Genomic DNA, 26,978 nt, shown 5'->3' with positions numbered 1-26,978 from the left:
GCCGCGATGCTAGTCGTTCACCCGGACGACCCCTCAAATACGCCGGCTGGTCCGTCGTGCGTACGTCCTGATCTAGGCCCATAAGTGCGGATCAGGAGCGCCGGTTCTCCTTGCGGCGGACGAATTTCAGTCCCGACCAGTCCTCCCCCAGGGCCGCCACCTTCACGTCGACCAGTCCGAGCGGCAGGAAGAGGTCCCGCAGATCGTTCTCCGTGATGTCGCTGGTGTGCCCGGCGGCGCGGCGGGGCCAGGCGATCCACAGCATGGCCTCGTCCGCGAGGCCGCCGGCCAGTGCGGCCGCCCGCGCCGCCAGTTCGGCGCGCTCCCGGAAGAAGGCGACGGTGACGTCCGCCCCTTCCGGGCCGCCCTCCCCGACCGCGCAGTCCTCGGGCAGCCCGGGGATCTCCCAGTCGGGCGGCGCTTGGAGCAGCCGCACCCGGTGCCCCGCCTTGATGCCGATCTTCCGGGCGAGCGGCGTACCCGAGTACCCGCCGCCGCCCGCCACGCTGGATCCCGTCATCCCCGCAGGATGACACCGCCCGACCCGGTCGGCCTCGCGTTCGGGGCCCGCCCGAGGTCAGCCCCGTACTCGGTCCGGCCCGGTCGGCGCCATACGCGACCCGGCCCGGTCGGCCCTGTACGCGACCCGGCCCCGTCAGACGCCGTACGCAGCGCCGTACGCACCACCCGCCGGCTCCGTGAAGCGCGGCGGCGCGAGGGGCGGGCAGGGGTGCCGGCCGTCCTGGGCACGCTCGATTACCGGTTGTCGGCGAGCGGGTTCATGCTGGTGGGAGCGGCCCGGTCCCCCGGACGTCCCCGGCGATTCCCGGGATGTCCGAGGCTCCCGGGCCGGGGACAGCGTGCGCCCGGTCCACCCCCGGCGGGCGCCACCAGGTTCCGGAGGGCGTCATGAGCTCACCATCCGTCCCGCCGCCCGCGCCCCTGCCACCGCTGGGCCCGGGATCCATGGACAAAGGCCTCAAGGGCGGCGCCCTGGGTCTGTTCTCCAGCACGGTGATCGGGCTGGCCTCCACGGCCCCCGCCTACAGCCTCGCGGCGACCCTCGGCGTCATCGTCGGAATCGTGGGCTTCCAGTCACCGATCGTGATCATCCTCGCGTTCGTCCCGATGTTCCTGATCGCCTACGGCTACAAGGAGCTGAACCGGGCCGACCCCGACTGCGGCACCACGTTCACCTGGGCGGCCCGCGCCTTCGGCCCCCGTACCGGCTGGCTGGGCGGCTGGGGCATCGTCGCGGCCGACATCATCGTGATGGCCAACCTGGCCCAGATCGCCGGAGCGTACGGGTTCCAGCTCATCGGCGCCGACGGGCTGGCGGAGGACACCTTCTGGGTCACCCTCGTCGGCGTGCTGTGGATCGCCGTCATGACCCTGGTCTGCTACATCGGCATCGAGCTCTCGGCCAACCTGCAGAAGGCGCTGCTCACGATCGAGATCGTCGTGCTGGCCCTGCTGGCGGTCACCGCGCTGGTCAAGGTGTACGGCGGCACGGCGCCGGACGTCTCCTCGGAGATCTCGTGGTCGTGGTTCAACCCCTTCGAGATCAACTCGTTCGACGACCTGACCAAGAGCATCCTCGCCGGAGTGTTCATCTACTGGGGCTGGGACACCGCCGTGTCGGTGAACGAGGAGACCGTCGACCGCGACCGCACCCCCGGCCGCGCGGCGGTCATCTCGACCGTCATCCTGCTTCTCATCTACGTCCTGGTCACCACGTCCGCGCAGGCCTTCGCGGGGGTCGGCGAGAAGGGCATCGGCCTGGGCAACCCGGACAACTCCGGAGACGTCCTGTCGAGTCTCGGCGCCGAGGTCTTCGGCAGCGGGACCTGGGGCACGGTCGCCACCAAGCTCCTGATCGTCATGGTCCTCACCTCGGCGGCGGCCTCCACGCAGACGACCATCCTGCCGACCGCCCGCACCACGCTGTCCATGGCCGTGTTCAAGGCCATCCCGCAGCGCTTCTCCCGCATCCACCCCCGGTTCCTCACCCCGACCTGGTCCACCGTGGGCATGGGGATCGCCTCGATCGTCTTCTACGTCCTCCTGACCAGGGTGAGCGAGAACGTGCTGGCCGACTCCATCGGCTCGGTCGGCCTGATGATCGCCTTCTATTACGGGCTCACGGGCTTCGCCTGCGTCTGGTACTACCGCAGGGTCCTCACGCGCAGTGCGCACGACCTGTGGACGCGCGGGATCATGCCGGGCCTGGGCGGTCTGCTGCTCCTGTACTTCTTCGTCAACGCCTGCTTCGTGTACGCCGCCGCCGACTACGGCAGCACCTCATGGACCCTGCCGTTCCCGCCGCACTGGCAGTTCGGCGGCGTCTTCGTGACCGGCGTCGGCGCCCTTCTCCTCGGAGCCGTCCTGATGCTCGTGTACAGCGCGGTCCGCCCGTCCTACTTCCACAAGGAAACGATCCCGGTATCGGCCCACGACCGCGAAGGCCACTGACCCCCACATCCATCGGGGGCACGGGTTATACGTCGTGTTCGCCCGCGACGACCGCGACGGTCCAGTTCGTCGGGTCACCGGCCACACGGATCTGCAGGCGCTGCGTCTCGATGTCGACGTAGACGCGGCCGACGGACACGACACCGTCGCACCGCACCAAGGTCGTGCCGTCCTTGTCGTCGTCCCTGTCGACGATCGTGACCTTCCCCTTCCCCGAACAGCGCGAGTAGATCGTGTACACACCCTTGCCGGGCTTGAACTCCTTCAGGTCCTTGTCCGACGTACCGGAAGTCTCGGCGACGAGAACCTCCGCGTTCTCGGGGAGGTCGAAGGACGACTCCTTCACCGAGGGCCTCACCGAAGGCTTCGCCGAAGTCCTCGTCTCCACCGGGGCGCTCGCCTCATGCGAGGCCGAACAGCCGCTGACGAACAGTCCGACCAGTGCGGCGGCTGCGAGTGATGCGTAACGGCGCATGGCGATTCTCCAAAGAGGGGGGAAGGGCCCTGCCCCTCACAGGATGTGGGGCTCGGGCCCAGGCCGGTGGGACTACGGGTCCGCTAGCTGACGACCCATCCCTCGCGGTACGGCGCCCACGCCGTCATGTACTGCTTCGTGCCGGTGCCGCAGTTGCTGTACCGGTAAGCCTTGTAGCCGTAGACGTTCTCCTTCATGATCCCGTAGTCGCCGTTGACGGTGGAGTGCGCCTTGACCTTGCCACTGGTCTCGATACCGAGTTCGGAGGTCCAGCTGTGCTTGACGCTCGCATTCACGTCGACCTTGATCTTCCCCAGGATCATGACCTTGGTCTCGCCACTGACCGTCAGCGAAGCACCGACCTCCGTCGTCCCGCTCTTCTTCGAGGAGAACTTGAAGTCGATCGCGTAGTCCTTCTTGTTCTGGACGTACGTGTGGTACTTGACCGACATCGTGTTCTTCTTGTTCTGAGTGACGTGGAAGAACCACTCAGGATCACACTGGTTGCTCATCGGCGTCTTCGCGGGCGGCATGTCGCTCTCCGCCGTCTCCCCCGGGATCGGCAAGTCTTCGTTCAGCGCGGCATCGGATTCCGTCCCGGCCTCCGTCAGACTGTCGGCGGACGTCACCGCGGGGCTCGTGTCGCCGTCGGCTGCGAGCGCGGGAACGGATGACCCGGCTATCAGCAGCGCCGTCGCGGCAATCGTTACGCGTGCCCTGTACTTCACAGAAATCCCCCATATGTCGTGCCAGCCCCTGTTGGTCATCAGGGGGCCGGTCGCCACCGCGAAGCAGATCATGTACGCGACAGGGAGTCACGACCGCTTGAGGAAATCCTGAGGTGAAGTGGCGAGATATGCTCGCCCAGTGCTCGCTTCACAAAGCGAACCTATTCAACCAATGCGATCACCTCGCACGACGATCTCTCGAAAGAGGACTGCCTGAGTAGGCGTCAAGTTGCTTTCAGAGCAGCCTCGTTGTGAGCTCAAGCGCATGAACAAGCCAAGAAGGCTCTTGGCGCCGAGTGGTCATTCTCGTTGACGTCCCATGTGATCGGCTTCACTCCGCCTCAAGACGACGAAGAGCCGCAATGCCGTGCCGATCCCACCGCCGTTCATCCCTTGCCTGGTCGAGCACAAGGCCCGGCAAGACGAGTTACGTGAGGCTGCGGGCGACGGGTCGGAGGAGCACGGCGCCGCATTCACGCGGTCCGACGGCCGGCCGCTCGACCCCGGGCCGACTGGGAGAAATTCAAGGAACTACTCCCCGAAGCCGGAATGGACGACCACGGCCTACACGACGGAAGCCGTCACACGGTCGGCACCATCCTGGACGAGCTGGGCGTGGACTATGCACCAGCATGGAGATGCTCCGGCACACCCAGATCAGCAGACCCGTCGGTACGTGAAGGGGCGGTCTCACCGGTCCAAGGACGCGAGCCACTCCTGCCCGGGGGGGCGCTTCGAAGAGGCGCACAGGGTTCCCAAGCACAGGCTGCACCGACATGATGAACAAGCGTGAAGGACTTCATGATTCCTCTCGCTCTTGCTGCAGTCGGGCTAGCGGCAACGTGGCTGGGAGCCATCGTTGGGGCACGAGCAGCCAAATTCGGTGCCGAGAAGAGCGCCGAGGCCATTCGAAGCCAAGTGCATGACCAAGGTGCCGTGGAGCATGCTCATTGGCTGAGGCAGCAGCGCTTCAGTACCTACGAAAGCTTCCTCGAAGCCTGGGATGAGTGCCTGCGTATCACTCAGGCATCCGCAGAAACTGATGCCTCAGACCTAGCGGGCCTTGAGGACCTTCGTTTGGCAGCGGACCGCATGGTGGGGCGCGCGCGACGCATCGCGATCTTAGGTCCCGCAGAAGTCACGCGTGCGGCTGAGTCTCTGGCGGAGACGATGCAGGAAGACGTCAGAGTCGCTGTCCGCTTCATCGAGGTGACCAAAGCTTCGATAGCGGAGGTCGACGGACGCCCGATACCCGCTGACGCTCTGTCCGAGGCGTCAGAGGATCACCGACACCACGCCCAACAAGTTGCGGATCTCATCTCTGCCCATCGAAGCCAGGGGCGCGACATGCGGGAGCTTGATGGCCACCCCCTGTTGCAGGCAGCGATGGAGAGTGCGGAGCGCTATCGACTCACCTCGGGAGAGGCACGAGAAGCGCTGAGAGCGAACGTTGAGCGAATCTCCGCGGCCGCAAGCGAGGCGTTCTCAATGGCGGATGTACTCATGCGGAACAAGGAAGCGCGGGAACGCAGCCGGGAACGGTTCACGAGCGCGGCGCGGGAGGCGCTCAGCAAGACGCCGCCCGACCTGCGGTCCGATCGAGAGTGAGCAACCCGTGCGCTTCCACATCTGCAGCGTCTTCGAGGCGGAAGCACTTCGGCACCCTCAGATGAACCCGCGGGCTGAGACCAGAACGGAGACCGCCGACACTCCAGGGGCCCGGTTCCAACCTCATCACCGCGTCCAATGAAAGCAAAAGCCCCAGGTCACGGCGAGTGAGTCCTGGGGCTTCCACAGAGCCGCCTTCGGGATTCGAACCCGAGACCTACGCATTACGAGTGCGTTGCTCTGGCCATCTGAGCTAAGGCGGCGCGCTGTCCACACCTATGGTGCGATCAGCAACGTCGGTAAGTCTACACAGTTTCCGGGGGTGCTCCGTACATGGCCCGGGGCGGGGTCCCCGTGGGGGCCCAGCAGGGCTATGAGCAGCGCTTTCCCTTCTCGGGAGGGGTGCCCTGGAGGAGGTAGCGGTTGACCGTGGAGTCGATGCAGGAGCTGCCGCGCCCATAGGCGGTGTGGCCGTCGCCGACGTACGTCAGGAGCGTTCCGGAGGAGAGCTGGGAGGCGAGGGACTGCGCCCACGGGTACGGGGTCGCCGGGTCCCGGGTGGTGCCGACGACGAGGATCGGCGCCGCGCCCTTCGCCTCGATGCGGTGCGGCTCTCCGGTGTTCCTGACCGGCCAGTACCCACAGTTCAGCGAGGCCCAGGCCAGGCCCTCACCGAAGACGGGGGACGCCTTCTCGAAGTCGGGCAGCGACTCCTGGACCTGGTCCGGGCCCGAGAAGGCGGGCGGCAGGTCGAGGCAGTTCACGGCGGCGTTCGCGGACATCAGATTGGCGTACTGACCGTCGGCGTCCCGCTCGTAATAGCTGTCGGAGAGGGCGAGCAGACCCGCGCCGTCGTTCTTCTTCATCGCCGAGGTGAGCGCGTCACGGAGCTGCGGCCAGGCCGTCTCGTCGTACATCGCCGCGATGACCCCGGTCGTCGCCAGCGCCTCGCCGAGCTTGCGGCCGTCCGGGTCGCCCGTCGGAATGGGCTCCTTGTCCAGTCGCTGGAAGAACGCCTTCAGGTTCCGGCCCACCTCGTCCGGGCTCGTGCCCGCGTCGCCGAGCGGGCAGTCGCTGTGCCGCACACAGTCCTTCGCGAAGGACTGGAACGCCGTCTCGAACCCCGCCGTCTGCTCCTCGTTGAGCTTGCGCGCGTTCAGGGACGGATCCAGCGCACCGTCCAGCACCAGCCGGCCCACCCGATCCGGGTAGAGCCCGGCGTACGTCGCCCCCAGGAACGTGCCGTACGACGCCCCCACGTACGTCAGCTTCTCGTCGCCCAGAACCGCCCGCAGGATGTCCATGTCACGGGCCGCCTCGACCGTGGAGACGTGCCGCAGCAGATCGGGCGAGTGCGCCCCGCAGCCCTCGGCGAACTTCTTGAACGCCTCGACGAGCTGATCCGTCTCCCGGCCGTCGTCCGGCGTCATGTCGGTCTGGGTGTACGCGTCCATCGCGCGGCCGTTGAGGCATTCGACCGGCTCGCTGCGGGCCACTCCCCGCGGGTCGACCGCGACCATGTCGTAACGGGCGCGGACGTCCGCCGGATAGCCGATCCCGGCGTACTGCTGGAGATAGCCGACCGCCGAACCGCCCGGCCCGCCCGGATTGACCAGCAGCGACCCGAGCCGCTTGCCAGGACCCGTGGCCTTCTTGCGGGACACCGCCAGCCGGACGTCGCCCGAACCGGGCTTCTCGTAGTCGAGCGGCGCCTTCATCGTGGCGCACTCGAAGCCGGGGACACCGCAGCTGCGCCAGTTCAGCTTCTGCTCGTAGTACGGCGTCAGCGCGGACGGCGTGGCACGCGGCAGCGCGGTGAGCACCGCCTGCGTCGTCGCGGCCGTCGTCGTGGAACTTCCCGAGGAGCAGGCCGAGATGAACAGCGCCGCGGCGGCCAGCAGCACGCCGCTCGCACGGAGGGGTCGGGTCGGCCGTGTGGTGCGCCTCAAGTCCATCTCGCGAGCGTAACCGTGCGCGATCAATTGATCACCCCCAGCCGAGGAAGCGGCTCGTACGAGTGACCCCGTCAACCGGCCACCAGCGAGACCGCTCCCCACCAGGTCTACACCGCCCGCCCCGCCCATGCCCGACCTCACCGGACAGCCCATCCCGACCGGCTTCACCGGACAGCCGGCCCCGGGACAGGCCTCACCTGACAGACAGGGGCTCCGGCCGACCCGAGCGGACAAGCCACCCGCCAGGTCACCCCTGACCGACCCCAACTCGGCGGGTCACCTCTGCCCGATCCGCCGGGGCACCTGTGCCCGATCTCCACGGGACGGGTCCCACCCGCCAGGTCATCCATTCCTGACCAAGCCCCACCGGCCTGGCCTCCCCCGGCCCGGGCCGACACGCCAGGATCAACCCGCGCGGAGCGCCATCGTCATCGCCTCCACCGCCAGCAGCGGAGCGACGTTTCGGTCGAGGGCGTCCCGGCACGCGGCGATCGCGTCGATGCGGCGCAGCGTCGACTCCGGCGAGCTGCCGCGGGCCAGCCGCTCCAGCGCGTCCTCGGCCTCCGCGTTGGCGATGGCCACGCGGGAGCCGAGCTGCAGGGCGAGAACATCGCGGTAGAAGCCGGTGAGGTCGATCAGGGCCAGGTCCAGGCTGTCGCGCTGCGTGCGCGTTCTCCGGCGCTTCTGCCGGTCCTCCAGCTCCTTCATGACGCCCGCCGTGCCCCGCGGCATCCGGCCGCCCTGCACCGCGCCGAGCGCCGCCTTCAGCTCCTCGGTCTCCTTGACGTCGACTTCCTCGGCGAGCTGCTTCGCGTCCTCCGACGCCGTGTCGATCAGCTCCTGCGCCGCCTTGAGACAGCCACCGACGTCGTCGATCCGCAGCGGGAGCTTGAGCACGGCGGCGCGGCGCTGACGGGCGCTCGGGTCCGTCGCGAGGCGGCGGGCCCGCCCGATGTGCCCCTGCGTCGCGCGCGCGGCGGCGGCCGCCACGTCAGGTTCGATGCCGTCACGCCGGATGAGGATGTCGGCGACGGCGTCGACCGGCGGCGTGCGCAGCGTGAGGAGCCGGCAGCGGGAGCGGATGGTGGGCAGCACGTCCTCGATGGAGGGCGCGCACAGGAGCCAGACAGTGCGCGGAGCGGGCTCCTCGACGGCCTTGAGCAGGACGTTGCCCGCGCCCTCCGTGAGACGGTCCGCGTCCTCCAGCACGATGACCTGCCAGCGGCCGCCCGCCGGGGAGAGCTGGGCGCGGCGCACCAGGTCGCGGGTCTCCTTGACGCCGATGGAGAGCAGGTCCGTACGGACGATCTCCACATCGGCGTGGGTGCCGACCAGGCTCGTATGACAGCCGTCGCAGAACCCGCAGCCGGGGATTCCGCCGAGCGCGCGGTCGGGGCTCACGCACTGCAACGCGGCGGCGAACGCGCGCGCGGCCGTGGAGCGGCCCGAGCCGGGCGGGCCCGTGAACAGCCAGGCGTGCGTCATCTTGGACGCCTCGGGGAGCGGGGCGTTCGCGGCGACCGCCGTGACGAGCGCGTCGGCGTCCCGGGCAGCGGCGGCGAGCTGCTCGCTCACCTTCTCCTGGCCCACCAGGTCGTCCCACACAGGCATGGGCTCCGCCCTTCCGTCGCACTTCGTCTCGCGTCGTCCATTGTGCGGGTCGCCACTGACAACCGAGGCCACCCACCCGGCCGACGGCAGAACCAGCAGCGGCAGAAGGCCGGACCAGCAGCACCACCCACCCCGGCAGAAGGCCGGACCAGCAGCACCACCCACCCCGGCAGAAGGCCGGACCAGCAGCACCACCCACCCCGGCAGAAGGCCGGATCAGCGGCGCCGCCCACCCCGACAGAAGGCTCGGAACAAGGGCCCGGCGCAAGGACCCAGGCGCAGGACGAACCCGCCGTCGACCGGAACCCACGTGCCCGCCCTCGGGCACGAGCCCCGGCCGACGGCCGGACTAGCGGCGCCGCCCACCCCGGCCGCGCCCTCGGCCGGGACCCTCGTCCCAGTCGTCCTCTTCGTCGCGCTCGTCGCGCGGGCCCAGCAGTTCGTCCGCCAGGGTCGGGAGGTCGTCGAGCGGGGTCTCCTCGGCCCAGTCCGGGCGGGGCCTGCGGCGCGGGGTGCCCGTCTCGTCCACCTGGGGCAGCTCCCGCGTGCGGTCGGAGGGACCCTCGGGCCCGCCCGCCGGCCGCTCGTCGCGGAAGAAGCCCCGGGGCATCCGGTCCGCGGGGTCCGCGGACGGCCCCTCGGACCTGCTCCCCGCACCGCTGCTCCCCGCGGCCCTGTCCCGTACCGGAGGAAGGACGGCCGTCTCGTCGGCCGGACCCGGACCCGGGGAGACGGGCGGCAGCACCGCCGTCTCGTCCGCAGACCCGCCCGGAACCGGCGGCTTGGGCAGCGTGGCCGTGTCCTCGACGTCGGCGCGCGATCCCAGACGCTTGCCCGCGCGGCGCGCGTCCGGTCGTACGGGCGGAAGCACGGCGGTCTCGTCGACCCCCCGTGGGTCGGTGACGACCGGCGTGGGCACGGTCGACTCGTTGTCCGGCACGGAGGGCGCCACGGGCTTGGGCGACGCCCCACCCCTGGAAGGCGCCGCGGGCCACGAGGGCTTCGAGGCGGCGGGAGCGGCGGACGGCGAGGCGGCCGCCGAGCGCGTCGGGGCCCCCGCGGCCTCGGATCCCTTGCCCGCCCCGGTCCCCGAACCCGTCGGGCCGTCGGGCTTCGGGGACGCCCCGGCACCCGACACCGCTGCCTCGGCCGAAGCTGCCGCGGCCGCCGAAGCGGCGGCGGCCTCCGCGGCGATCCGCCGGGCCTCCTCGGCCCGCAGCAGCGCCTCCTCGGCCTTCCGCTGCTTCTCCAGACGGCGTTCCTCGGCCTCGGCGCGCAGCCGCGCCTCCTCCTCGGCCTGCCTGCGCGCCCGCTCCTGCTCCGCGGCGCGTGCCTCTTCCTCGGCGAGAAGGCGGACCCGCTCCTCCTCGGCACGGCGGCGGGCCTCCTCGGCGCGCTGCCGGGCCTCCTCCGCCTGGCGCTCGGCCTCGCGCCGCTGGGCCTCCTCGAGCTCGCGCTGCTTGCGCTCCTCCTCCTCGGCGCGCAGCTTCGCGAGCTGCGCCTGGCGCTCACGCTCCAGGCGCTCCTCCTCGGCCTTGCGGGCGGCCTCTTCCTCGGCCTTGCGCCGAGCTTCCTCCTCGGCCGCCCTGCGCGCCTCCTCCTGGGCCTTCACCTCGGCCTCGGAGAGGGGCAGCATCACGTCGAGCCGGTGCCGTACGACGGTGGTGACGGCCTCGGGCTCCTGCGCGGCGTCGACGACCAGGTAGCGGCCCGGGTCGGCGGCGGCGAGCGTCAGGAAACCGGACCTCACGCGCGCGTGGAACTCGAGCGGCTCCGACTCCAGCCGGTCGGGCGCCTCGGTGAACCGCTCGCGGGCGGCTTCCGGCGACACGTCCAGCAGCACGGTCAGATGCGGTACGAGCCCGTCCGTCGCCCAGCGGTTGATGCGGGCGATCTCCGTGGGGGACAGGTCGCGGCCCGCGCCCTGGTAGGCCACGGAGGAGTCGATGTAGCGGTCGGAGATGACGATGGCGCCCCGCTCCAGCGCGGGACGGACGACCGTGTCGACGTGCTCCGCGCGGTCGGCGGCGTACAGCAGGGCCTCCGCGCGGTGCGAGAGACCCGCGGACGACACGTCCAGGAGGATCGAACGCAGCCGCTTGCCGACCGGCGTGGCGCCCGGTTCACGGGTCACGACGACCTCGTGGCCCTTGGCCCGGATCCAGTCGGCGAGGGCCTGTGCCTGGGTGGACTTGCCGGCCCCGTCGCCGCCCTCCAGTGCGATGAAGAAGCCGCTCGTGGCGGGCACCTGCGCGGGGTCGTCGCCGCCGCGCAGCGCGTCCAGCAGGTCCTTGCGCAGCGGCACGCCGGAACGGTCGTCGACCTTGGCGAGCACCAGGGCCGCGACCGGCAGCAGGAGCGCGCCGACCAGCATCAGGGTGAAGGCGGCGCCGCCGTGCGCGAAGACGAACTTGCCGCTCTCCAGACGGTGCGGGCCGATCGCCGCCGCGACCAGCGGCGCCACGATCGCGCCGACCGCCACGAAGACCCGTACGACCGCGTGCAGGTGCTCGGTCGTGCGGGCCCGCCGGTAGTCCTCGGTCTCCTGGTCGAGCAGGGCGTGCCCGGTGTTGGCGGCGACGCCCGCGCCCACGCCGGCGAAGGCGAGGATCAGCAGCACGGTGGTGACGTCCGGGACGAGGCCGGCGGCCAGCAGCGTGATCCCGGTGAAGGCGATCGCGAGCGCGAGCAGCCGGCGCCGCGACAGCGACGGGAGCAGGGAGGGGGCCGTGCGGATACCGGCGACGACGCCGCCGGTCAGCGCCAGCACCAGCAGTCCGTACGTCACCGGTCCGCCGCCCAGGTCGATGGCGTCCAGCACGGCGACGGCGACGGCGGCCGAGATCGCCCCGGCGACGGCGGCGCAGGCCGGCACCAGGTACGGGATCGCGCCCGTACGGCCCTTGTCGCCGCCGGTGGCCGACTTCGGGCGGCGCAGCCCTTCGAGCGGCGACCGCGCGCGCGGGGTGCGCGCGTCGGGCAGTTCGAGGAAGGTGATCACCGAGAGGGAGGCCGCGAACAGTCCGGCCGCCACGTACGAGGCGAGCGCCACCTGGTGCAGGTGGAACCAGTCGATCCCGGCGCCCAGCAGGTTGCTGACGAGGGAGACGGCGACCAGGGCGAGGGCCGCGAGCGGCACCGCGACGAACGCGGTGCGCAGGGACAGCCGGCGCAGCGCGTCCATGTGGTCCGGCAGCGGGCGCACGGTGGCGCCCTCAAGCGGCGGCGCGGGCAGCAGCGCGGGCGCCGCGCTCTCCCGGCACACCGTCCAGAACCGCTCGGCGACTCCCGACACGAAGACGATGACCAGGAGCACGGCGAGCGCGTTGTCCGGGGTCCAGTCGATGAACAGGGGCGCGACGATGAGGAGCGCGGCCCGCAGGCCGTCGGCCACGAGCATCGTCCAGCGCCGGTCGAGGGGTCCCTCGGGGGAGGTGAGCGACGTCAGGGGCCCGAGGAGCACGGCTCCGAAGAGCAGGGTCGCGAGGACGCGGGCCCCGAAGACGGCCGCCACGGCGAGGGCGGCCCCGCGGGCGCCGCCGCCGAAGGAGCCCACGGAGATCGCCGCCTGGAGCGCGAGTATGACCAGGACAAGCAGGGACAGTACGTCCGCGACACCTCCCACGAGGTGTGCGCTCCACAACCGCTTCAACTGCGGTTGCCGCAGCAGTGCGCGGACGGCACGCTCGCGCGAATCCGCGACCAGGGCTTCGTCGGGGGCCCAGTTGTGGGCCGTTGGCTGCTCGGCTCGCGTCATCCTGCAAGCCTATCCGGACCCACTGACTCCCCGAGGCGCTGCCCGAACATACGGACGCCCCTACACGAAATGGTGTAGGAGCGTCCGCTTCTCCGTCACGCAACCGGAACCGGGACTGGCAGGTCCGACGGGTCCGGCAGGTCCTGCGGGTCCGGCAGGTGACTCAGCCTTCCGAGGCCGTCGTCTTCTTCGCCGCGGTCTTCTTCGCCGGCGCCTTCTTGGCGGCCGTCTTCGAAGCAGTCGTCTTCTTGGCGACGGTCTTCTTGGCCGGGGCCTTCTTGGCGGGCGCCTTCTTGGCCGCCGTCTTCTTCGCGGTCTTCTTGGCCGGGCCCTTGGCGCGCTTCTCGGCGAGCAGTTCGTAGCCCCGCTCCGGCGTGATGTCCTCGACGCTGTCGCCGGAGCGCAGGGTCGCGTTGGTCTCGCCGTCGGTGACGTACGGGCCGAAGCGGCCGTCCTTGACCACCACCGGCTTCTCGCTGACCGGGTCGGTGCCCAGCTCCTTGAGCGGCGGCTTGGCGGCCGCGCGGCCCCGCTGCTTGGGCTGGGAGTAGATCTCCAGCGCCTCTTCCAGCGTGATGGTGAAGAGCTGGTCCTCGGCTGTGAGCGACCGCGAGTCCGTGCCCTTCTTCAGGTACGGACCGTAGCGCCCGTTCTGCGCGGTGATCTCCACGCCTTCGGCGTCCGTGCCGACGACGCGCGGCAGCGACATCAGCTTGAGCGCGTCCTCCAGGGTCACCGTGTCGAGCGCCATCGACTTGAAGAGCGAGGCGGTACGCGGCTTGACGGCGTTCTTGCCCGTCTTCGGGGTGCCCTCGGGGAGCACCTCGGTGACGTACGGGCCGTAGCGGCCGTCCCTGGCGATGATCTGGTGACCCGTCTGCGGGTCGGCGCCGAGCTCGAAGTCACCGCTCGGCTTGGCGAGCAGTTCCTCGGCGAGTTCGACCGTCAGCTCGTCCGGGGCCAGGTCCTCGGGGACGTCGGCGCGCTGGTGGTTCTCGGCGTCCTTCTCCCCGCGCTCGACGTACGGGCCGTAGCGGCCGACGCGCAGCACGATGTCGTTGCCCACCGGGAACGAGGACACCTCGCGGGCGTCGATGGCGCCCAGGTCGGTGACGAGCTCCTTGAGGCCGCCCAGGTGGTCGCCGTCGCCGTTGCCGGCGTCGGCGGCGCCGGTCGCGTCGCCCTCGCCGAAGTAGAAGCGCTTGAGCCACGGCACGGCCTGCGCCTCGCCGCGGGCGATGCGGTCGAGGTCGTCCTCCATCTTGGCGGTGAAGTCGTAGTCGACGAGCCGCCCGAAGTGCTTCTCCAGGAGGTTGACCACGGCGAACGACAGGAAGGAGGGCACCAGGGCCGTCCCCTTCTTGAAGACGTAGCCGCGGTCGAGGATCGTGCCGATGATCGACGCGTACGTCGACGGGCGGCCGATCTCGCGCTCTTCGAGCTCCTTGACCAGGGAGGCCTCGGTGTAGCGGGCCGGCGGCTTGGTGGCGTGGCCGTCGACCGTGATCTCCTCGACGGACAGCGGGTCGCCCTCACCGACCTGCGGAAGGCGGCGCTCACGGTCGTCGAGCTCGGCGTTCGGGTCGTCCGCGCCCTCGACGTACGCCTTCAGGAAGCCGTGGAAGGTGATCGTCTTGCCGGACGCGCTGAACTCGGCATCCCGGCCGTCGGCGGACGTGCCGGCGATCTTCACCGTGACGGAGTTGCCGACCGCGTCCTTCATCTGGGAGGCGACGGTGCGCTTCCAGATCAGCTCGTACAGCCTGAACTGGTCGCCGGTCAGTCCCGTCTCGGCGGGGGTGCGGAAACGATCACCCGAGGGGCGGATCGCCTCGTGCGCCTCCTGGGCGTTCTTGACCTTTCCGGCGTACGTACGCGGCTGCGCCGGCAGGTAGTCGGCACCGTAGAGCTGGGTGACCTGGGCGCGGGCGGCCGTGACGGCCGTGTCCGACAGGGTCGTGGAGTCCGTACGCATATAGGTGATGAAGCCGTTCTCGTACAGCTTCTGCGCCACCTGCATGGTCGCCTTCGCGCCGAAGCCGAGCTTGCGCGAGGCCTCCTGCTGGAGCGTCGTCGTACGGAACGGCGCGTACGGCGAGCGGCGGTAGGGCTTGGACTCGACCGAGCGGACGGCGAAGTTCGTGTCCGCCAGGGCGGCGGCGAGCGCGCGGGCGTTCGTCTCGTCCAGGTGGAGCGTGTTCGCGCCCTTGATCTGGCCGAGCGAGTCGAAGTCGCGGCCCTGGGCGACTCGCTTGCCGTCGACCGAGGTCAGTCGGGCGACGAGGTTCGACGGGTCGCTCGCGTCACCGGTGCGGCCGGTGCCGAAGGTGCCGGTCAGGTCCCAGTACTCGGCGGAACGGAAGGCGATGCGCTCGCGCTCCCGCTCGACGACGAGCCGGGTCGCCACGGACTGGACACGGCCCGCCGACAGGCGCGGCATGACCTTCTTCCACAGGACCGGCGAGACCTCGTAGCCGTAGAGACGGTCGAGGATGCGGCGGGTCTCCTGCGCGTCGACCATGCGCTTGTTCAGCTCGCGCGGGTTGGCGACGGCGCTGCGGATCGCGTCCTTGGTGATCTCGTGGAAGACCATCCGGTGGACGGGAACCTTGGGCTTCAGGACCTCCAGGAGGTGCCACGCGATGGCCTCGCCCTCGCGGTCCTCATCGGTGGCGAGGAAGAGCTCGTCGGAATCCTTCAGCAGGTCCTTGAGCTTCTTGACCTGGGCCTTCTTGTCGGCGTTGACCACATAGATCGGCTGGAAGTCGTGTTCGACGTCCACACCGAGGCGGCGGACCTCGCCGGTGTACTTCTCCGGCACCTCCGCGGCGCCGTTGGGGAGGTCGCGGATGTGCCCGACGCTCGCTTCGACGACATAGCCGGGGCCGAGGTAGCCCTTGATCGTCTTCGCCTTGGCAGGCGACTCGACGATGACGAGTCGGCGGCCGCCGTGTGCGGTGTCGCTGGTCGGGGACAACTTCGCTCTTCTCTCCGGTCGACGCGGAATCTCCCCGGGGACTTGCCTCCCGGGGGATCGGGTCATGCTGACGCTGCGGAGTGTGACGGTACATCCCGCCCCCGTGTCAAACGGGAAAAGCCCGCAACGGCCACTCGAACGGTAACCCGACTACCGCCATTCCTGCCGCCCGGAGTGTCGACCTGCTGTTCCGGGCCTATCCGGAGGGTAACTTCCCAGTTACCGGAGTCACCGTGCTCGCGCGCGGTCTCACAGGCGCGTGAAGCACCACACCCCGAGTGCCAGCGCCCCGCTTCCGGCGACACTCGCGAGGGTCACCGATGCGACGCGGTTCACACCGTGGGCGACCGGCTCGCCCTGCCGCACCCGGACCACCGTCCAGGCCAGGATTCCGCCTCCGAACAGGGCGAACACCATCCCCGCGAAGATCGCCGGACTGCTTTCCATCGCTCTGTCCCTTCACCCGGGTGCTCAGGCTCGGGAGGCTGACACGCCCCGGCAGCCGGCGTACGAACCCACGGTGAACGCCGGGCAACCGGCGCCCCATGGGCCCCTCGCAGCCCGCCCGACGGCGCGGTCCACCCCGCAGTCCTGCGTCCACCGTCGCGGCCTCCCGCACTCCCGACTGTGGCGAATCCGTCGTTCCCGTCCCCCTCCCGCCCTGCCGGCGGGGCTCCGCCAGGCTCCCTTCCGCTCCGGGATCGCCCCGCAACCGCGGCGGAGCTCTCCCCCCGCGACCGGTCCCTTTCTGTCTCGCCCTGTTCGGCGGGGCCTTTCCCGTGGCCAAAGACCGTCGCCGAAGTCCGTCGCCGCAGGGGGTCTCCCCGGTCCGTCCGCCTATCCATTTCCGTCATGCAGACCGGCCATTCCCATCGGCCATCGAGTCCACCGGAGCCGTCCCCTTGCAGGCAGCACGAATACTCCGGGTAACCGCAGGCGACGGCTTGGGTACCGCCGCGGGCGGCAGGAGGTTGGCCGGATTCCCCTCCCGGTGGAGCGGGCGAGGGAACGGACACCCGGCAGCTCGCGGCCCCACCCGCCGCGCCCGAACCGCCCGAGCTGCCCGAGCTGCCCGAGCTGCCCGAGCTGCCCGAGCTGCCCGAGCTGCCCGAGCTGCCCGCATACGGTCCGGCGGCCGACCCGGTGTCCCCTACTCGACCGGCTCCAGGAATCCCTGCTCGACCAGCAGGCGGATCTGCGCGGGTGTCCGGTCCCGCAGCAACACCGGATCCTCGCCGACCAGTTGGGCGATGGCGTCGAGGATCCGCCCGGCGCTCAGTGTGCCGTCGCACACGCCGGCGAAGCCCGCGCCGACCGTGTCCACCTTGGTGGCCCGGCGCATTCCCCGGTGCTGACGCAGCACCACATGCTCCGGGTCCTCGGCTCCTGGCAGCCCGACCTGCTCCTGCACGACCTCCGCCACGAGTCTGAAGTGACCGGCGAGCAGACCCGCGTCGTCGTGCCGTCTCAGATAGTCGACCCGGTCGAAGTGCTCACGTACGGCGTCGCCGAGCGGTTGCTCGACGGAGTGCGGCCACTCCTCCACGACGATCGACGGCTCGGCCGCCGCCGTCCTGCGCAGGGTGATCCACCCGAAGCCGACGGCCTTCACCTTGCGGGCCTCGAACTCGTCGAGCCACGCGTCGTACCGCGCCTGGTAGTCGGCCGGGTCGGCCCGGTGGTCACCCGAGTCGCGCAGCCACAGCTCCGCGTACTGCGTGACGTCCTGCACCTCGCGCTGCACGATCCACGCGTCGCAGCCGCGCGGCACCCAGGAACGCAGCCGGTCCTGCCAGTCCTCGCCCTCCACGTGCTGCCAGTTGGCCAGGAACTGGGCGTACCCCCCGTCGTTCAGCCGGTCCCCCGCCTCCTGAACGAGCGTGCGGCACAGGTCGTCCCCGCCCATTCCGCCGTCGCGGTACGTCAGCCGGGCGCCCGGCGAGATCACGAAGGGCGGGTTCGAGACGATCAGGTCGTACGTCTCGTCGGCGCGGACCGGCTCGAAGAGGGAGCCCTGGCGCAGATCGGCGGCCGGTGCGCCGGAGAGCGCGAGGGTGAGCGCGGTGATGTGCAGGGCACGGGGGTTCAGGTCGGTCGCCGTCACGCGTGTGGCGTGCTGCGCGACGTGCAGGGCCTGGATCCCGGAGCCGGTGCCGAGATCGAGCGCGGAGTCCACGGGCCGGCGCACGGTGATGCCGGCGAGGGTCGTGGAGGCGCCCCCCACCCCCAGGACGACCCCTTCGTCCCGGCTGCCGATGCCTCCCGCGCCCCCGACGGCGCATCCGAGGTCGGACACGATGAACCAGTCCTCGTCGTCGGGTCCGCCATAGGGCCGGATGTCGACGCTCGCGGCGACCTCGTCCCCGCCCGTCCGGGTCAGCCAGCCGCTTTCCAGCGCGTCCTCGACGGGCAGCACGTCCGCCACGCGGGCGTACGGCACGGGCTGCTGCAGCAGGAACAGCCGGACGAGCGTCTCCAGAGGTGTGTCCCCGCGGGTCGCCCGGAGCGCGGGCACGGTCTCGCTGCGTGCCAGCGCCGCGTACGCGGGGGCGCCGAGCAGGTCGAGGAGACCGTCCGCGGTGAAGGAGGCGTCGAGGAGCGCGCTCCGCAGCCGGGCGGCGATGTCGGTGCGATCGGACGAGGGCAGTGGTGACAGGCTGGTGTGACTCACGCCTCCCATTGTGTCCGCTATCGCCCACGGGCACCCACACCTGTGGACAGAGCCCGCCCACGGACCTCTCCGCCTGTGGACAGAGGCTCATCTGTGGACGTGGCTCGCCCGCCGGCAAGCGCTCGGCTGTCGACCGCGGCCGCCCGCCCGTGGACTGCAGCTCGCCCGTCGACGGCCGCCGGCGCGCCGACGGACAGCGAGCCGCCACGCGCAGCGGGGCCGAGAGCCCGGCACACCTGCGTGCCGGGCTCTCGGCCCCTGCCGTCCTACGCTCCCGCCGGTCGATCTCAGCCGTTGGCCGCCGCAGGGGATCCGGACGCCGACTTGCAGCTCTCCTGCTGCGCCATCGCCTGGCCCACGTCGCCCTCCTCCAGCTTCTTCAGGGCGTCGCTCCCGCTCTGGCTCAGCTTGCCGAGCTGGGTCGCGATGCCCTTGAGGCCCTCGGCGAACTTGGCCTGGTCCTTGGTGTCGAGCTTGGCGACCTGGGTCTTCAGGCTGGCGTACGAGGCGGAGATGTCGTTGAGCTCCTTGACCGCGTTGGTCTGCTTCGTCTTGCCGTTCTCGACGTCCGGCGGTCCCGCGTTGTCGACGGCGGTGCCGATCGCCTTGTAGGCGTCGGACATGTCCTGGAAGGCCTGGGCGTCGGTCTTCTGGACGGCTTCCGGCGTGCTGTTGTCCGAGGTCTGCTTCTGGATCGCGGCGTTCGCTTCCTCGATCTTCTGCGCCTGCGGCTTCACCGCGTCGCAGACCTGCTTGGCCCAGGAGTTCAACTTGTCGTTGCCGCTGTCGCCGCTGCTGCCGCATCCCGACAGCGCGAGCACCAGTACCGCACCGCCGGACAGTGCGGCCGCGAGCTTCTTGTTCACCGGTTTGGTCCCTTCCATGGCTCTCGGCCCCGGAACATACACGCCATGTGGGCGACACCCACATGGCGAATGCCCGCTATGACACCTATTGAAGCCATTTGCACCAAGCGAGAGAAGGCTCACGACGGCAATGTGAACATGCGCAGGGCGGGCGCGCGGCACGTCAACACGCGCCGCGCGCCCGCCCGTTGGCCCGCTCCCCGGTCCGGCACGAAATGACGTTCCGGACCGGGGAGCGGAACCGGTGCGCTACGAAACCACCGCCGGATCGGCCGACTTGGCGACCCCTTCGTCGCCCTCCTCTTCGTCGCCCATGGCGATCCCGCGCCGCTTGGAGACGTACACGGCGCCCACGATCACGATGAGCGCGAGGATGGCGATGAACACCCGTACGCCGACGCTCTTGTCGTCGCCGTACGAGAACTTGACGATCGCCGGGGCGATCAGCAGAGACACCAGGTTCATGACCTTCAGCAGCGGGTTGATCGCGGGGCCCGCCGTGTCCTTGAACGGGTCACCGACGGTGTCACCGATCACCGTCGCCTCGTGGGCCTCGCTGCCCTTGCCGCCGTGGTGGCCGTCCTCGACGAGCTTCTTCGCGTTGTCCCACGCGCCACCGGAGTTGGCGAGGAAGACCGCCATCAGCGTGCCGGTGCCGATGGCACCCGCGAGGAACGAACCGAGCGCGCCGACGCCGAGCGTGAACCCGATCGCGATCGGTGTGAGCACCGCGAGCAGGCCCGGTGTCGCGAGCTCGCGCAGCGCGTCCTTGGTGCAGATGTCGACGACTTTTCCGTACTCGGGCTTCTCGGAGTAGTCCATGATCCCCGGGTGGTCACGGAACTGCCGCCGCACCTCGTAGACCACCGCTCCGGCGGACCGCGACACCGCGTTGATCGCCAGCCCCGAGAAGAGGAAGACGACCGCGGCACCCGCGATGAGACCCACCAGGTTGTTGGGCTGTGAGATGTCCATCATCAGGTTCATCGGCGCGCCCGCGCCCGAGACCTTCTCGCCCACGTCGCTCGCGGCCGTGGTGATCGCGTCACGGTACGAGCCGAAGAGGGCCGAGGCCGCGAGGACGGCGGTGGCGATGGCGATGCCCTTGGTGATGGCTTTGGTGGTGTTGCCGACGGCGTCCAGGTCGGTGAGCACCTGCGCGCCCGCGCCCTCGACGTCGCCGGACATCTCGGCGATGCCCTGCGCGTTGTCGGAGACGGGACCGAAGGTGTCCATCGCGACGATGACACCGACCGTGGTGAGCAGGCCCGTTCCGGCGAGCGCCACGGCGAACAGCGCCAGCATGATCGACGTACCGCCCAGCAGGAACGCCCCGTACACGCCGAGGCCGATCAACAGGGCGGTGTAGACGGCCGATTCGAGACCGATGGAGATGCCGGCGAGGACGACGGTGGCCGCGCCGGTGAGTGAACTCTTGCCGATGTCCCGGACGGGACGGCGGCTGGTCTCGGTGAAGTAGCCGGTCAACTGCTGGATGAGCGCGGCCAGCACGATGCCGATCGCGACGGCGATGACGGCGAGGACCCGCGGGTCACCGCCCTTGGCCTTGATCGCCGCGTCCGTGACCCCGTCCAGTTCGGCGTAGGTCCCCGGAAGGTAGATGTAGACGGCGAGGGCGACCAGCACGAGCGAGATCACCGCGGAGATGAAGAAACCGCGGTTGATCGCCGACATGCCGCTGCGGTCGGAGCGCCGGGGCGCCACCGCGAAGATGCCGATCATCGCGGTGAGTACGCCGATCGCGGGCACGATGAGCGGGAACGCGAGCCCGGAGTCGCCGAACGCCACCTTGCCGAGGATCAGCGCGGCGACGAGCGTGACGGCGTACGACTCGAAGAGGTCGGCGGCCATACCGGCGCAGTCGCCCACGTTGTCGCCCACGTTGTCGGCGATCGTCGCGGCATTGCGCGGGTCGTCCTCCGGGATGCCCTGCTCGACCTTGCCGACCAGGTCGGCCCCGACGTCGGCCGCCTTGGTGAAGATGCCGCCGCCGACACGCATGAACATGGCGATCAGTGCCGCGCCGAGACCGAAGCCCTCCAGGACCTTCGGCGCGTCGGCCGCGTACACGAGCACCACACAGGAGGCGCCCAGCAGACCGAGCCCCACCGTGAACATGCCGACGACGCCACCGGTGCGGAAAGCGATCTTCATGGCTTTGTGCGAGACGGCGGTGAGATCCTTTTCCGGCTCACCCTCCGCCGGGGTCGCTTCCCTTGCCGCGGCGGCCACGCGGACATTGCTCCGTACGGCGAGCCACATACCGATATAGCCGGTGGTCGCCGAGAACGCCGCGCCGATCAAGAAGAAGATCGACCGTCCGGCGCGCTGATTCCAGTCGTCCGCGGGAAGCAGCATGAGCAGGAAGAACACCACGACGGCGAATACGCCGAGCGTGCGCATCTGACGTCCCAGGTAGGCGTTCGCGCCTTCCTGGATCGCCGTCGCGATCTTCTTCATGCTGTCGGTGCCCTCGCCGGCCGCGAGAACCTGGCGCACCAGGATTCCGGCGACCACGAGCGCTGCCACGGCCACGACCGCGACGACCGTCACGATGAGGCGGTTGTCGTCCGTCAGAACCGCGGCTGCGAAGGTTGTGGGGTGGTCAAACTGATGAGGGGTAGAAAGCCCCGCCATTCGTCCTCCTTGACGCTTGGGCTGAGCTCAAGATGTGGACGGATTCTAGGTACCGGAACCTGATCAAAACAGTGCGCGGTAAGCGGAATTAGCCTTCACTTGCCCTTCAGCAAATGATCGACAGGCGTCCACGGACCCAAATGCAGTAATGCCCCAGAAGCGTTGACGCTTGATCCAATTATCACGCGGTTGATCGTGAATCAATTCACGAAACGCCGTACGCGATGACCGGAGTACACGATCACCGGAGTGCGCGATCACCCAAAGGACCGGAGCATGTTCCCGGACATGCCGAAGGGCCCCACCGGGTGGGGCCCTTCGGGACAAAAAGAGGGGCAGCTGTCAGGAAAGAGCCACGGCCGGCGGCGTGGTGGGCCAGCTCATCCTGATCAGTCCGCCGTGCTCTCCGGCGATGACTTCCACGTCGTCGACGAGGCCGCTGATGACCGCGAGGCCCATCTCGTCCTCCTCGGCATCCGCGTCCGAGCCGTTCGAGGCGGCGCCGGACGCCGCCCCTCCGGGCACCGAACCCGGCGCCTCGTCGCCGACCTCGATGGAGAACTGCTTCTCCTCCTCGATCAGCGTCACGTGCACCGGCGCCGCGATACCGCCGCTCTGGTGCAGCCCGACGGCACGAGTACAGGCCTCACCGACGGCGAGCCTGACCTCGTCGAGGACGGCCTCGTCCACTCCGGCCCTGCGCGCCACCGCTGCCGCCACCAGTCGGGCGGTCCTGACGTGCTCGGGCAGCGCGCTGAAGCGGAGTTCAACGGTGGCCATGCATCCCCCTCTGAACTACGGGCGTGCTGTCCGGGGGCCGGGCCGTGGGCCCGGTCCCCGCTGTGTGCGATGCCGGGCCCACGACCCGGGAGACCGGTCGTCAGTCGGTCGCGTTGACCGCCTCGTCCACCGAGGTGTGGATCGGGAACACCTTGGTGAGACCGGTAATACGGAAGATCTTCAGAATGCGCTCCTGGTTGCAGACCAGACGCAGCGAGCCCTCATGGGCCCGGACGCGCTTCAGGCCGCCCACCAGCACGCCGAGACCGGTGGAGTCGAGGAAGTCCACGCCCTCCATGTCGACGACGAGGTGGAAGCTACCGTCGTTCACCAGCTCGACCAGCTGCTCTCGCAGCTTGGGCGCGGTATATACATCGATTTCGCCGCCGACCTCGACGACCGTACGGTCGCCGTTAGGGCCAGACACATTGCGAGTCGACAGGGACAGGTCCACGGATCCTCCAGCACCTTGCTATCGAGCGGTCGCCCCATGGGACACCTCGGCAGAGCCCCCGGGACGGTTCGCCAGCCGCGATGGCATTCAATCACTTACCGGCAGGCGTGCACGACGCCTTGGGCCCATTGTCCGTCACGCCAGTGACACACTCGATGCCGATGGCCAAGAATCACCGATCCGATCGATCCTCGGCGGACACCGCTTCCCGCCCGTCGCCGAGCACCGTCCTGGACCGGCTCGCCTCGGGGCCGAGCCGGGCTTCGCGCATCACTCATACGGAGCACTTGCCCCCGCGGGCGGGTCGCCATGCCGTCTGGCCCGACCGGATCCGTTCGGAGGTCATCGCCGCGGTGCAGGCGGCGGGCATCGAACACCCCTGGGCCCACCAGGCGCGCGTCGCCGAGCACGCCCTGGACGGCGAGTCGGTGATCGTCGCCACCGGCACCGCCTCCGGCAAGTCCCTGGCCTACCTCGCCCCCGTCCTGACGGCCCTCCTGGAGGGATCCGAGGCCCCGAACGGCAGGGGTGCCACCGCCCTCTACCTCGCCCCCACCAAGGCCCTGGCGGCCGACCAGCGCCGCTCGGTGAAGGAACTTTCACAACCGCTGGGCAACGCCGTACGCCCGGCCGTGTACGACGGCGACACCCCCTTCGAGGAACGCGAGTGGGTGCGCCAGTACGCGAACTACGTCCTGACCAACCCCGACATGCTGCACCGCGGGATATTGCCCTCCCACCCCCGCTGGTCATCCTTCCTGCGCGCCCTGCGCTACGTCGTGATCGACGAGTGCCACACCTACCGCGGCGTGTTCGGCTCCCACGTCGCCCAGGTACTGCGCCGTCTGCGCCGCCTCTGCGCCCGCTACGGCGCCTCCCCCGTCTTCCTGCTGGCCTCCGCCACCGCCGCCGAACCCTCGGTCGCGGCGCGCCGCCTGACCGGCCTGCCCGTCGTCGAGGTCGCCGACGACGCCTCCCCGCGAGGGGAACTCGTGTTCGCCCTGTGGGAGCCCCCGCTCACCGAACTGCACGGCGAGAAAGGTGCACCCGTCCGGCGTACCGCCACCGCCGAGACGGCCGACCTCCTGACCGACCTCACCGTCCAGGGCATGCGCTCGATCTCCTTCGTACGGTCCCGGCGTGGCGCCGAGCTGATCGCGCTGATCGCCCAGGAACGCCTCGCCGAGGTCGACCGCTCGCTGGCCCGGCGCGTCGCCGCCTACCGCGGCGGCTACCTCCCCGAGGAACGCCGTGCCCTGGAGAGCGCGCTGCACTCCGGAGAACTCCTCGGCCTCGCCGCCACCACCGCCCTCGAACTCGGCGTCGACATCTCCGGCCTCGACGCCGTCGTCATCTCCGGCTACCCCGGCACCCGTGCCTCCCTCTGGCAGCAGGCCGGCCGCGCGGGCCGCTCCGGAGAAGGCGCGCTGGCGATCCTGGTCGCCCGCGACGACCCGCTGGACACCTTCCTCGTCCACCACCCCGAAGCCCTGTTCGACCAACCGGTGGAATCCACCGTCCTCGACCCGGACAACCCGTACGTCCTGGCCCCCCACCTGTGCGCCGCCGCCTCCGAGATCCCGCTCACGGACGAGGACCTGGACCTCTTCGGCCCCGCCGCCGCCGGACTGCTGCCGCAGCTTGAGGCCGCGAAACTGCTGCGCCGCCGGACCTCGGCCTGGCACTGGACGCGCCGGGAGCGCGCCGTCGACCTGACCGACATCCGCGGGGGCGGCGGCAGCCCCGTGCAGGTCGTCGAGGCCGGCACCGGCCGCCTGCTCGGCACCGTCGACGAGGGCGCCGCGCACACGGCGGTCCACGAAGGCGCGGTCCATCTGCACCAGGGCCGTACGTACCTGGTGCGCAAGCTGGACCTGGAGGACTCCGTCGCCCTGGTCGAGGAGGCCAGCCCGCCCTACTCGACCGTCGCGCGCGACACGACCACCATCGCCGTCCTCGAGACGGACGTCGAAGTCCCCTGGGGCGAGGGCCGGTTGTGCTACGGCTCCGTGGAAGTCACCAACCAGGTCGTCTCCTTCCTGCGCCGACGTGTCATCACCGGCGAAGTGCTCGGCGAGACCAAGCTCGACCTCCCTCCCCGTACGCTCCGCACCCGTGCCGTCTGGTGGACGGTCACCGAGGACCAGCTCGACGCGGCCCGGATCAACCCGGAGATCCTCGGCGGCACCCTGCACGCCGCCGAGCACGCCTCGATCGGCATGCTGCCGCTGTTCGCCACCTGCGACCGCTGGGACATCGGCGGCGTCTCCGTCCCGCTCCACCCGGACACGCTCCTGCCCACTGTCTTCGTCTACGACGGGCACCCGGGCGGCGCCGGATTCGCCGAGCGCGCCTTCCAGACCGCCCGCTCCTGGCTCACGGCCACCCGCCAGGCCATCGCCTCGTGCGAGTGCGACGCCGGCTGCCCTTCCTGCATCCAGTCCCCCAAATGCGGGAACGGCAACGAACCTCTCCACAAGCGAGGCGCCGTACGACTGCTCACGGAACTCCTGCGGGCGGCACCGGAGCCGGGCCCGGAGGTACCAGATCCAAAGGTGCCGGTTTCGTGAGGCGCCGGGTCGGTAGCGGCCGGGTGGGGAGTGGCCCGGGCGGGGAATGGCCCGGGCGGGCCGTCGGCGCTGGATGCCCCGGATGAGTGAGGTCCGGCGGCCGGCCGGATGAAAGTCGGGTCCGGATAGGCCGAACGGGTGAGTGCCGGGTGCGCACGCGGATGCGCGACGGTCATATGGACCCCGCGGGCCCCGCTGGTCCTGAACGAAGCTTTGGATGATCCGTGGGTCTCGCAGATCCCGGAAGCCCTGGAGGTCCTGGAAGCCCTGCGGACTTCGCTGACCCCGCGGGCCCCGCCCTCGATCTGACCTCGGCGGTGATCGGCCCCGTTCCGGAGGACGCCGTCACCTCCGAGATCTGGCCATCGACCTCGCACCGCACGAGCCGCGCGCTCTGTGCTCGGGCCACGCGGTCCGCGCGGGCACAGGCCGCCGTGCCACCCTCGCTCCAGTGATCCGCCGCGGCGAGGGCCGCCAGGTCCGCGGCTCCTGCCGCCCGGTGCCGCACCACGACGGCCTGGCCCATCGCCAGCACCGCCCCGAAAACGGCACAGAGCACGGCGACCATGCCCACCGTCCACACCGTCGCCGCCCCTCGGTCGGAGCTCGCACGCCACCCGTCGGAGGGCGAACGCCACCTGTCGGAGGTCGCACGCCACCGCCCACGAAGCCCTTTCCCGGCGGGCGGCCACACCCATGGCCGACTCAGCCGGTGAACCCGGCTCCTCATCTCCCCTCCGTCTCCACGGCCGTGTCCCCCACCGTCTCCTCCGCCAGCGCGACCGCCTCGTCCTTCAGCTCCAGGGACAGAGCGGCCGGACCAGGTGTCCGCGCGCCGACGGTGACTCTGACCAGGTCCCCCTCCCGGCCCACCGTGACGCTCGCACCGGGCGGGGCCGCGCGACGGGCCGTCTCCAGCACCGCCTCCGCCGGGTCCTGGCGTGCCGCCGACCGGGCGCCCGCCCTCGCCGCGTCCACGCACTGGATCTGCGCGGACGCGGCGAGCAGGGCCCAGACGAGGCCCATGCCGACGAGCACCAGAGAGGGCAGGACCACGGCGGCCTCGGCGGTGACGAATCCGCCGTCCCGGCGCGTGGCCGGCCCTGCCCTCAACTTGGCCTGTTCCCTGCGGCGTTCACATCTGGACATTGAGCGCCCGCCCCACGATTCCCTGCAGTTCCTCGCCGACCTGCCCGCTCGTCACCACCTTGTAGAGCGCGGCCGCGAAGGCCACCGCCGCGATGACACCCACCGCGTACTCGGAGGTGACCATCCCCGCGTCCCGCCGGGCCGCGACGGATGCGGACAACCAGGCCCGCATCCGTGCACGCCTGCCCCTTTGCACCGACCCCTGTTGCCGCCCCTGACCTCGTCCCCGTCCGCGTCCCTGTCCTCG

19 protein-coding genes, 1 tRNA gene and 1 pseudogene are annotated in these 26,978 nt (G+C 70.4%); 4 read left to right on the top strand and 17 right to left on the bottom strand.

Annotated elements, in window-relative coordinates; genetic code table 11:
* Positions 1-91: 91 nt before the first annotated feature.
* Positions 92-520 carry a DUF3052 domain-containing protein gene (locus tag ACFYYF_RS17845; RefSeq protein WP_388776588.1) on the bottom strand — a complete coding sequence of 143 codons (429 nt, stop codon included), beginning with the start codon at positions 518-520 and terminating at the stop codon, positions 92-94.
* A 389-nt stretch (positions 521-909) separates the two neighbouring features.
* Here ACFYYF_RS17845 and ACFYYF_RS17840 point away from each other — a divergent pair, with 389 nt between their 5' ends.
* Positions 910-2,472, top strand: a complete 1,563-nt coding sequence (locus ACFYYF_RS17840; protein WP_388776586.1) for an APC family permease — start codon at positions 910-912, stop codon at positions 2,470-2,472.
* 25 nt (positions 2,473-2,497) lie between these two features.
* Here the strand turns inward: ACFYYF_RS17840 and ACFYYF_RS17835 are convergent, their stop codons facing one another.
* A complete protein-coding gene (locus tag ACFYYF_RS17835) occupies positions 2,498-2,947 on the bottom strand; it encodes a hypothetical protein (protein WP_388776583.1) in 450 nt (149 codons plus the stop codon).
* Positions 2,948-3,030: 83 nt separating this feature from the next.
* Positions 3,031-3,747 carry a hypothetical protein gene (locus ACFYYF_RS17830; protein WP_388776581.1) on the bottom strand — a complete coding sequence of 239 codons (717 nt, stop codon included), beginning with the start codon at positions 3,745-3,747 and terminating at the stop codon, positions 3,031-3,033.
* 265 nt (positions 3,748-4,012) lie between these two features.
* Between ACFYYF_RS17830 and ACFYYF_RS17825 the strand changes: the two are divergent.
* Positions 4,013-4,384: pseudogene (locus ACFYYF_RS17825) on the top strand (tyrosine-type recombinase/integrase); the annotation flags it as partial.
* A gap of 80 nt (positions 4,385-4,464) precedes the next feature.
* Entirely contained in the window at positions 4,465-5,283 is an 819-nt protein-coding gene (locus ACFYYF_RS17820; protein ID WP_388776578.1) for a hypothetical protein, read from the top strand.
* Between the two features lie 189 nt (positions 5,284-5,472).
* Here the strand turns inward: ACFYYF_RS17820 and ACFYYF_RS17815 are convergent.
* The 11 genes from ACFYYF_RS17815 to bldG all read right to left on the bottom strand — a co-directional run bounded on the left by ACFYYF_RS17815 (position 5,473) and on the right by bldG (position 23,012).
* Positions 5,473-5,546: transfer RNA gene (locus tag ACFYYF_RS17815), tRNA-Thr, on the bottom strand.
* Positions 5,547-5,654: 108 nt separating this feature from the next.
* Positions 5,655-7,238 (bottom strand): alpha/beta hydrolase, encoded by a 1,584-nt coding sequence (locus ACFYYF_RS17810; protein ID WP_388776576.1) that lies wholly within the window; start codon positions 7,236-7,238, stop codon positions 5,655-5,657.
* A 405-nt stretch (positions 7,239-7,643) separates the two neighbouring features.
* Positions 7,644-8,849 carry a DNA polymerase III subunit delta' gene (locus tag ACFYYF_RS17805; protein ID WP_365479533.1) on the bottom strand — a complete coding sequence of 402 codons (1,206 nt, stop codon included), beginning with the start codon at positions 8,847-8,849 and terminating at the stop codon, positions 7,644-7,646.
* Between the two features lie 349 nt (positions 8,850-9,198).
* Complete coding sequence (gene tmk / locus ACFYYF_RS17800) at positions 9,199-12,606, bottom strand: dTMP kinase (protein WP_388776573.1); 3,408 nt, start codon at positions 12,604-12,606, stop codon at positions 9,199-9,201.
* 163 nt (positions 12,607-12,769) lie between these two features.
* A complete protein-coding gene (gene topA / locus ACFYYF_RS17795; RefSeq protein ID WP_388776571.1) occupies positions 12,770-15,583 on the bottom strand; it encodes a type I DNA topoisomerase in 2,814 nt (937 codons plus the stop codon).
* Positions 15,584-15,832: 249 nt separating this feature from the next.
* Positions 15,833-16,030, bottom strand: a complete 198-nt coding sequence (locus tag ACFYYF_RS17790; protein ID WP_388776568.1) for a hypothetical protein — start codon at positions 16,028-16,030, stop codon at positions 15,833-15,835.
* A 703-nt stretch (positions 16,031-16,733) separates the two neighbouring features.
* Positions 16,734-18,263: a methyltransferase gene (locus ACFYYF_RS17785; RefSeq protein ID WP_388776565.1), complete on the bottom strand. Its 1,530-nt coding sequence runs from the start codon at positions 18,261-18,263 to the stop codon at positions 16,734-16,736.
* 278 nt (positions 18,264-18,541) lie between these two features.
* Positions 18,542-19,138: a small secreted protein gene (locus ACFYYF_RS17780; RefSeq protein WP_361684865.1), complete on the bottom strand. Its 597-nt coding sequence runs from the start codon at positions 19,136-19,138 to the stop codon at positions 18,542-18,544.
* Between the two features lie 231 nt (positions 19,139-19,369).
* Complete coding sequence (locus ACFYYF_RS17775; RefSeq protein WP_388776562.1) at positions 19,370-21,778, bottom strand: sodium-translocating pyrophosphatase; 2,409 nt, start codon at positions 21,776-21,778, stop codon at positions 19,370-19,372.
* A gap of 342 nt (positions 21,779-22,120) precedes the next feature.
* Positions 22,121-22,558, bottom strand: coding sequence for an ATP-binding protein (locus ACFYYF_RS17770; protein ID WP_388776560.1), 438 nt, complete (start codon positions 22,556-22,558; stop codon positions 22,121-22,123).
* Between the two features lie 100 nt (positions 22,559-22,658).
* Complete coding sequence (gene bldG / locus ACFYYF_RS17765) at positions 22,659-23,012, bottom strand: anti-sigma factor antagonist BldG (RefSeq protein WP_037625427.1); 354 nt, start codon at positions 23,010-23,012, stop codon at positions 22,659-22,661.
* A gap of 80 nt (positions 23,013-23,092) precedes the next feature.
* Between bldG and ACFYYF_RS17760 the strand changes: the two genes are divergently transcribed.
* Positions 23,093-25,582, top strand: a complete 2,490-nt coding sequence (locus ACFYYF_RS17760; RefSeq protein ID WP_388776557.1) for a DEAD/DEAH box helicase — start codon at positions 23,093-23,095, stop codon at positions 25,580-25,582.
* 172 nt (positions 25,583-25,754) lie between these two features.
* On the opposite strand, the gene ACFYYF_RS17755 is transcribed toward ACFYYF_RS17760, so the two are convergent.
* Genes ACFYYF_RS17755 through ACFYYF_RS17745 form a run of 3 tightly spaced genes read right to left on the bottom strand, consistent with a single transcriptional unit; the run spans position 25,755 to position 26,903 of the window.
* Positions 25,755-26,312: an Rv3654c family TadE-like protein gene (locus ACFYYF_RS17755; protein ID WP_388776555.1), complete on the bottom strand. Its 558-nt coding sequence runs from the start codon at positions 26,310-26,312 to the stop codon at positions 25,755-25,757.
* Complete coding sequence (locus ACFYYF_RS17750) at positions 26,309-26,731, bottom strand: TadE family type IV pilus minor pilin (protein ID WP_388776553.1); 423 nt, start codon at positions 26,729-26,731, stop codon at positions 26,309-26,311. Before ACFYYF_RS17750 ends, ACFYYF_RS17755 begins: the two co-directional genes overlap by 4 nt.
* Positions 26,718-26,903, bottom strand: a complete 186-nt coding sequence (locus tag ACFYYF_RS17745) for a DUF4244 domain-containing protein (RefSeq protein WP_388776550.1) — start codon at positions 26,901-26,903, stop codon at positions 26,718-26,720. Before ACFYYF_RS17745 ends, ACFYYF_RS17750 begins: the two co-directional genes overlap by 14 nt.
* Between the last annotated feature and the right edge of the window lie 75 nt (positions 26,904-26,978).

It is taken from the genome of Streptomyces sp. NPDC001914 (assembly GCF_042891215.1).
Taxonomy (GTDB): domain Bacteria; phylum Actinomycetota; class Actinomycetes; order Streptomycetales; family Streptomycetaceae; genus Streptomyces.
This window is presented reverse-complemented; position numbering and strand designations above follow the sequence as displayed.

Coding starts and splice junctions, on each gene's coding strand:
- ACFYYF_RS17845 (WP_388776588.1), bottom strand. CDS start 520: ATGACGGGATCCAGCGTGGCGGGCGGCGGCGGGTACTCGGGTACGCCG.
- ACFYYF_RS17840 (WP_388776586.1), top strand. CDS start 910: ATGAGCTCACCATCCGTCCCGCCGCCCGCGCCCCTGCCACCGCTGGGC.
- ACFYYF_RS17835 (WP_388776583.1), bottom strand. CDS start 2,947: ATGCGCCGTTACGCATCACTCGCAGCCGCCGCACTGGTCGGACTGTTC.
- ACFYYF_RS17830 (WP_388776581.1), bottom strand. CDS start 3,747: ATGATCTGCTTCGCGGTGGCGACCGGCCCCCTGATGACCAACAGGGGC.
- ACFYYF_RS17810 (WP_388776576.1), bottom strand. CDS start 7,238: ATGGACTTGAGGCGCACCACACGGCCGACCCGACCCCTCCGTGCGAGC.
- ACFYYF_RS17805 (WP_365479533.1), bottom strand. CDS start 8,849: ATGCCTGTGTGGGACGACCTGGTGGGCCAGGAGAAGGTGAGCGAGCAG.
- tmk (WP_388776573.1), bottom strand. CDS start 12,606: ATGACGCGAGCCGAGCAGCCAACGGCCCACAACTGGGCCCCCGACGAA.
- ACFYYF_RS17790 (WP_388776568.1), bottom strand. CDS start 16,030: ATGGAAAGCAGTCCGGCGATCTTCGCGGGGATGGTGTTCGCCCTGTTC.
- ACFYYF_RS17785 (WP_388776565.1), bottom strand. CDS start 18,263: ATGGGAGGCGTGAGTCACACCAGCCTGTCACCACTGCCCTCGTCCGAT.
- ACFYYF_RS17780 (WP_361684865.1), bottom strand. CDS start 19,138: ATGGAAGGGACCAAACCGGTGAACAAGAAGCTCGCGGCCGCACTGTCC.
- ACFYYF_RS17775 (WP_388776562.1), bottom strand. CDS start 21,778: ATGGCGGGGCTTTCTACCCCTCATCAGTTTGACCACCCCACAACCTTC.
- ACFYYF_RS17770 (WP_388776560.1), bottom strand. CDS start 22,558: ATGGCCACCGTTGAACTCCGCTTCAGCGCGCTGCCCGAGCACGTCAGG.
- ACFYYF_RS17760 (WP_388776557.1), top strand. CDS start 23,093: ATGGCATTCAATCACTTACCGGCAGGCGTGCACGACGCCTTGGGCCCA.
- ACFYYF_RS17755 (WP_388776555.1), bottom strand. CDS start 26,312: ATGAGGAGCCGGGTTCACCGGCTGAGTCGGCCATGGGTGTGGCCGCCC.
- ACFYYF_RS17750 (WP_388776553.1), bottom strand. CDS start 26,731: ATGTCCAGATGTGAACGCCGCAGGGAACAGGCCAAGTTGAGGGCAGGG.
- ACFYYF_RS17745 (WP_388776550.1), bottom strand. CDS start 26,903: ATGCGGGCCTGGTTGTCCGCATCCGTCGCGGCCCGGCGGGACGCGGGG.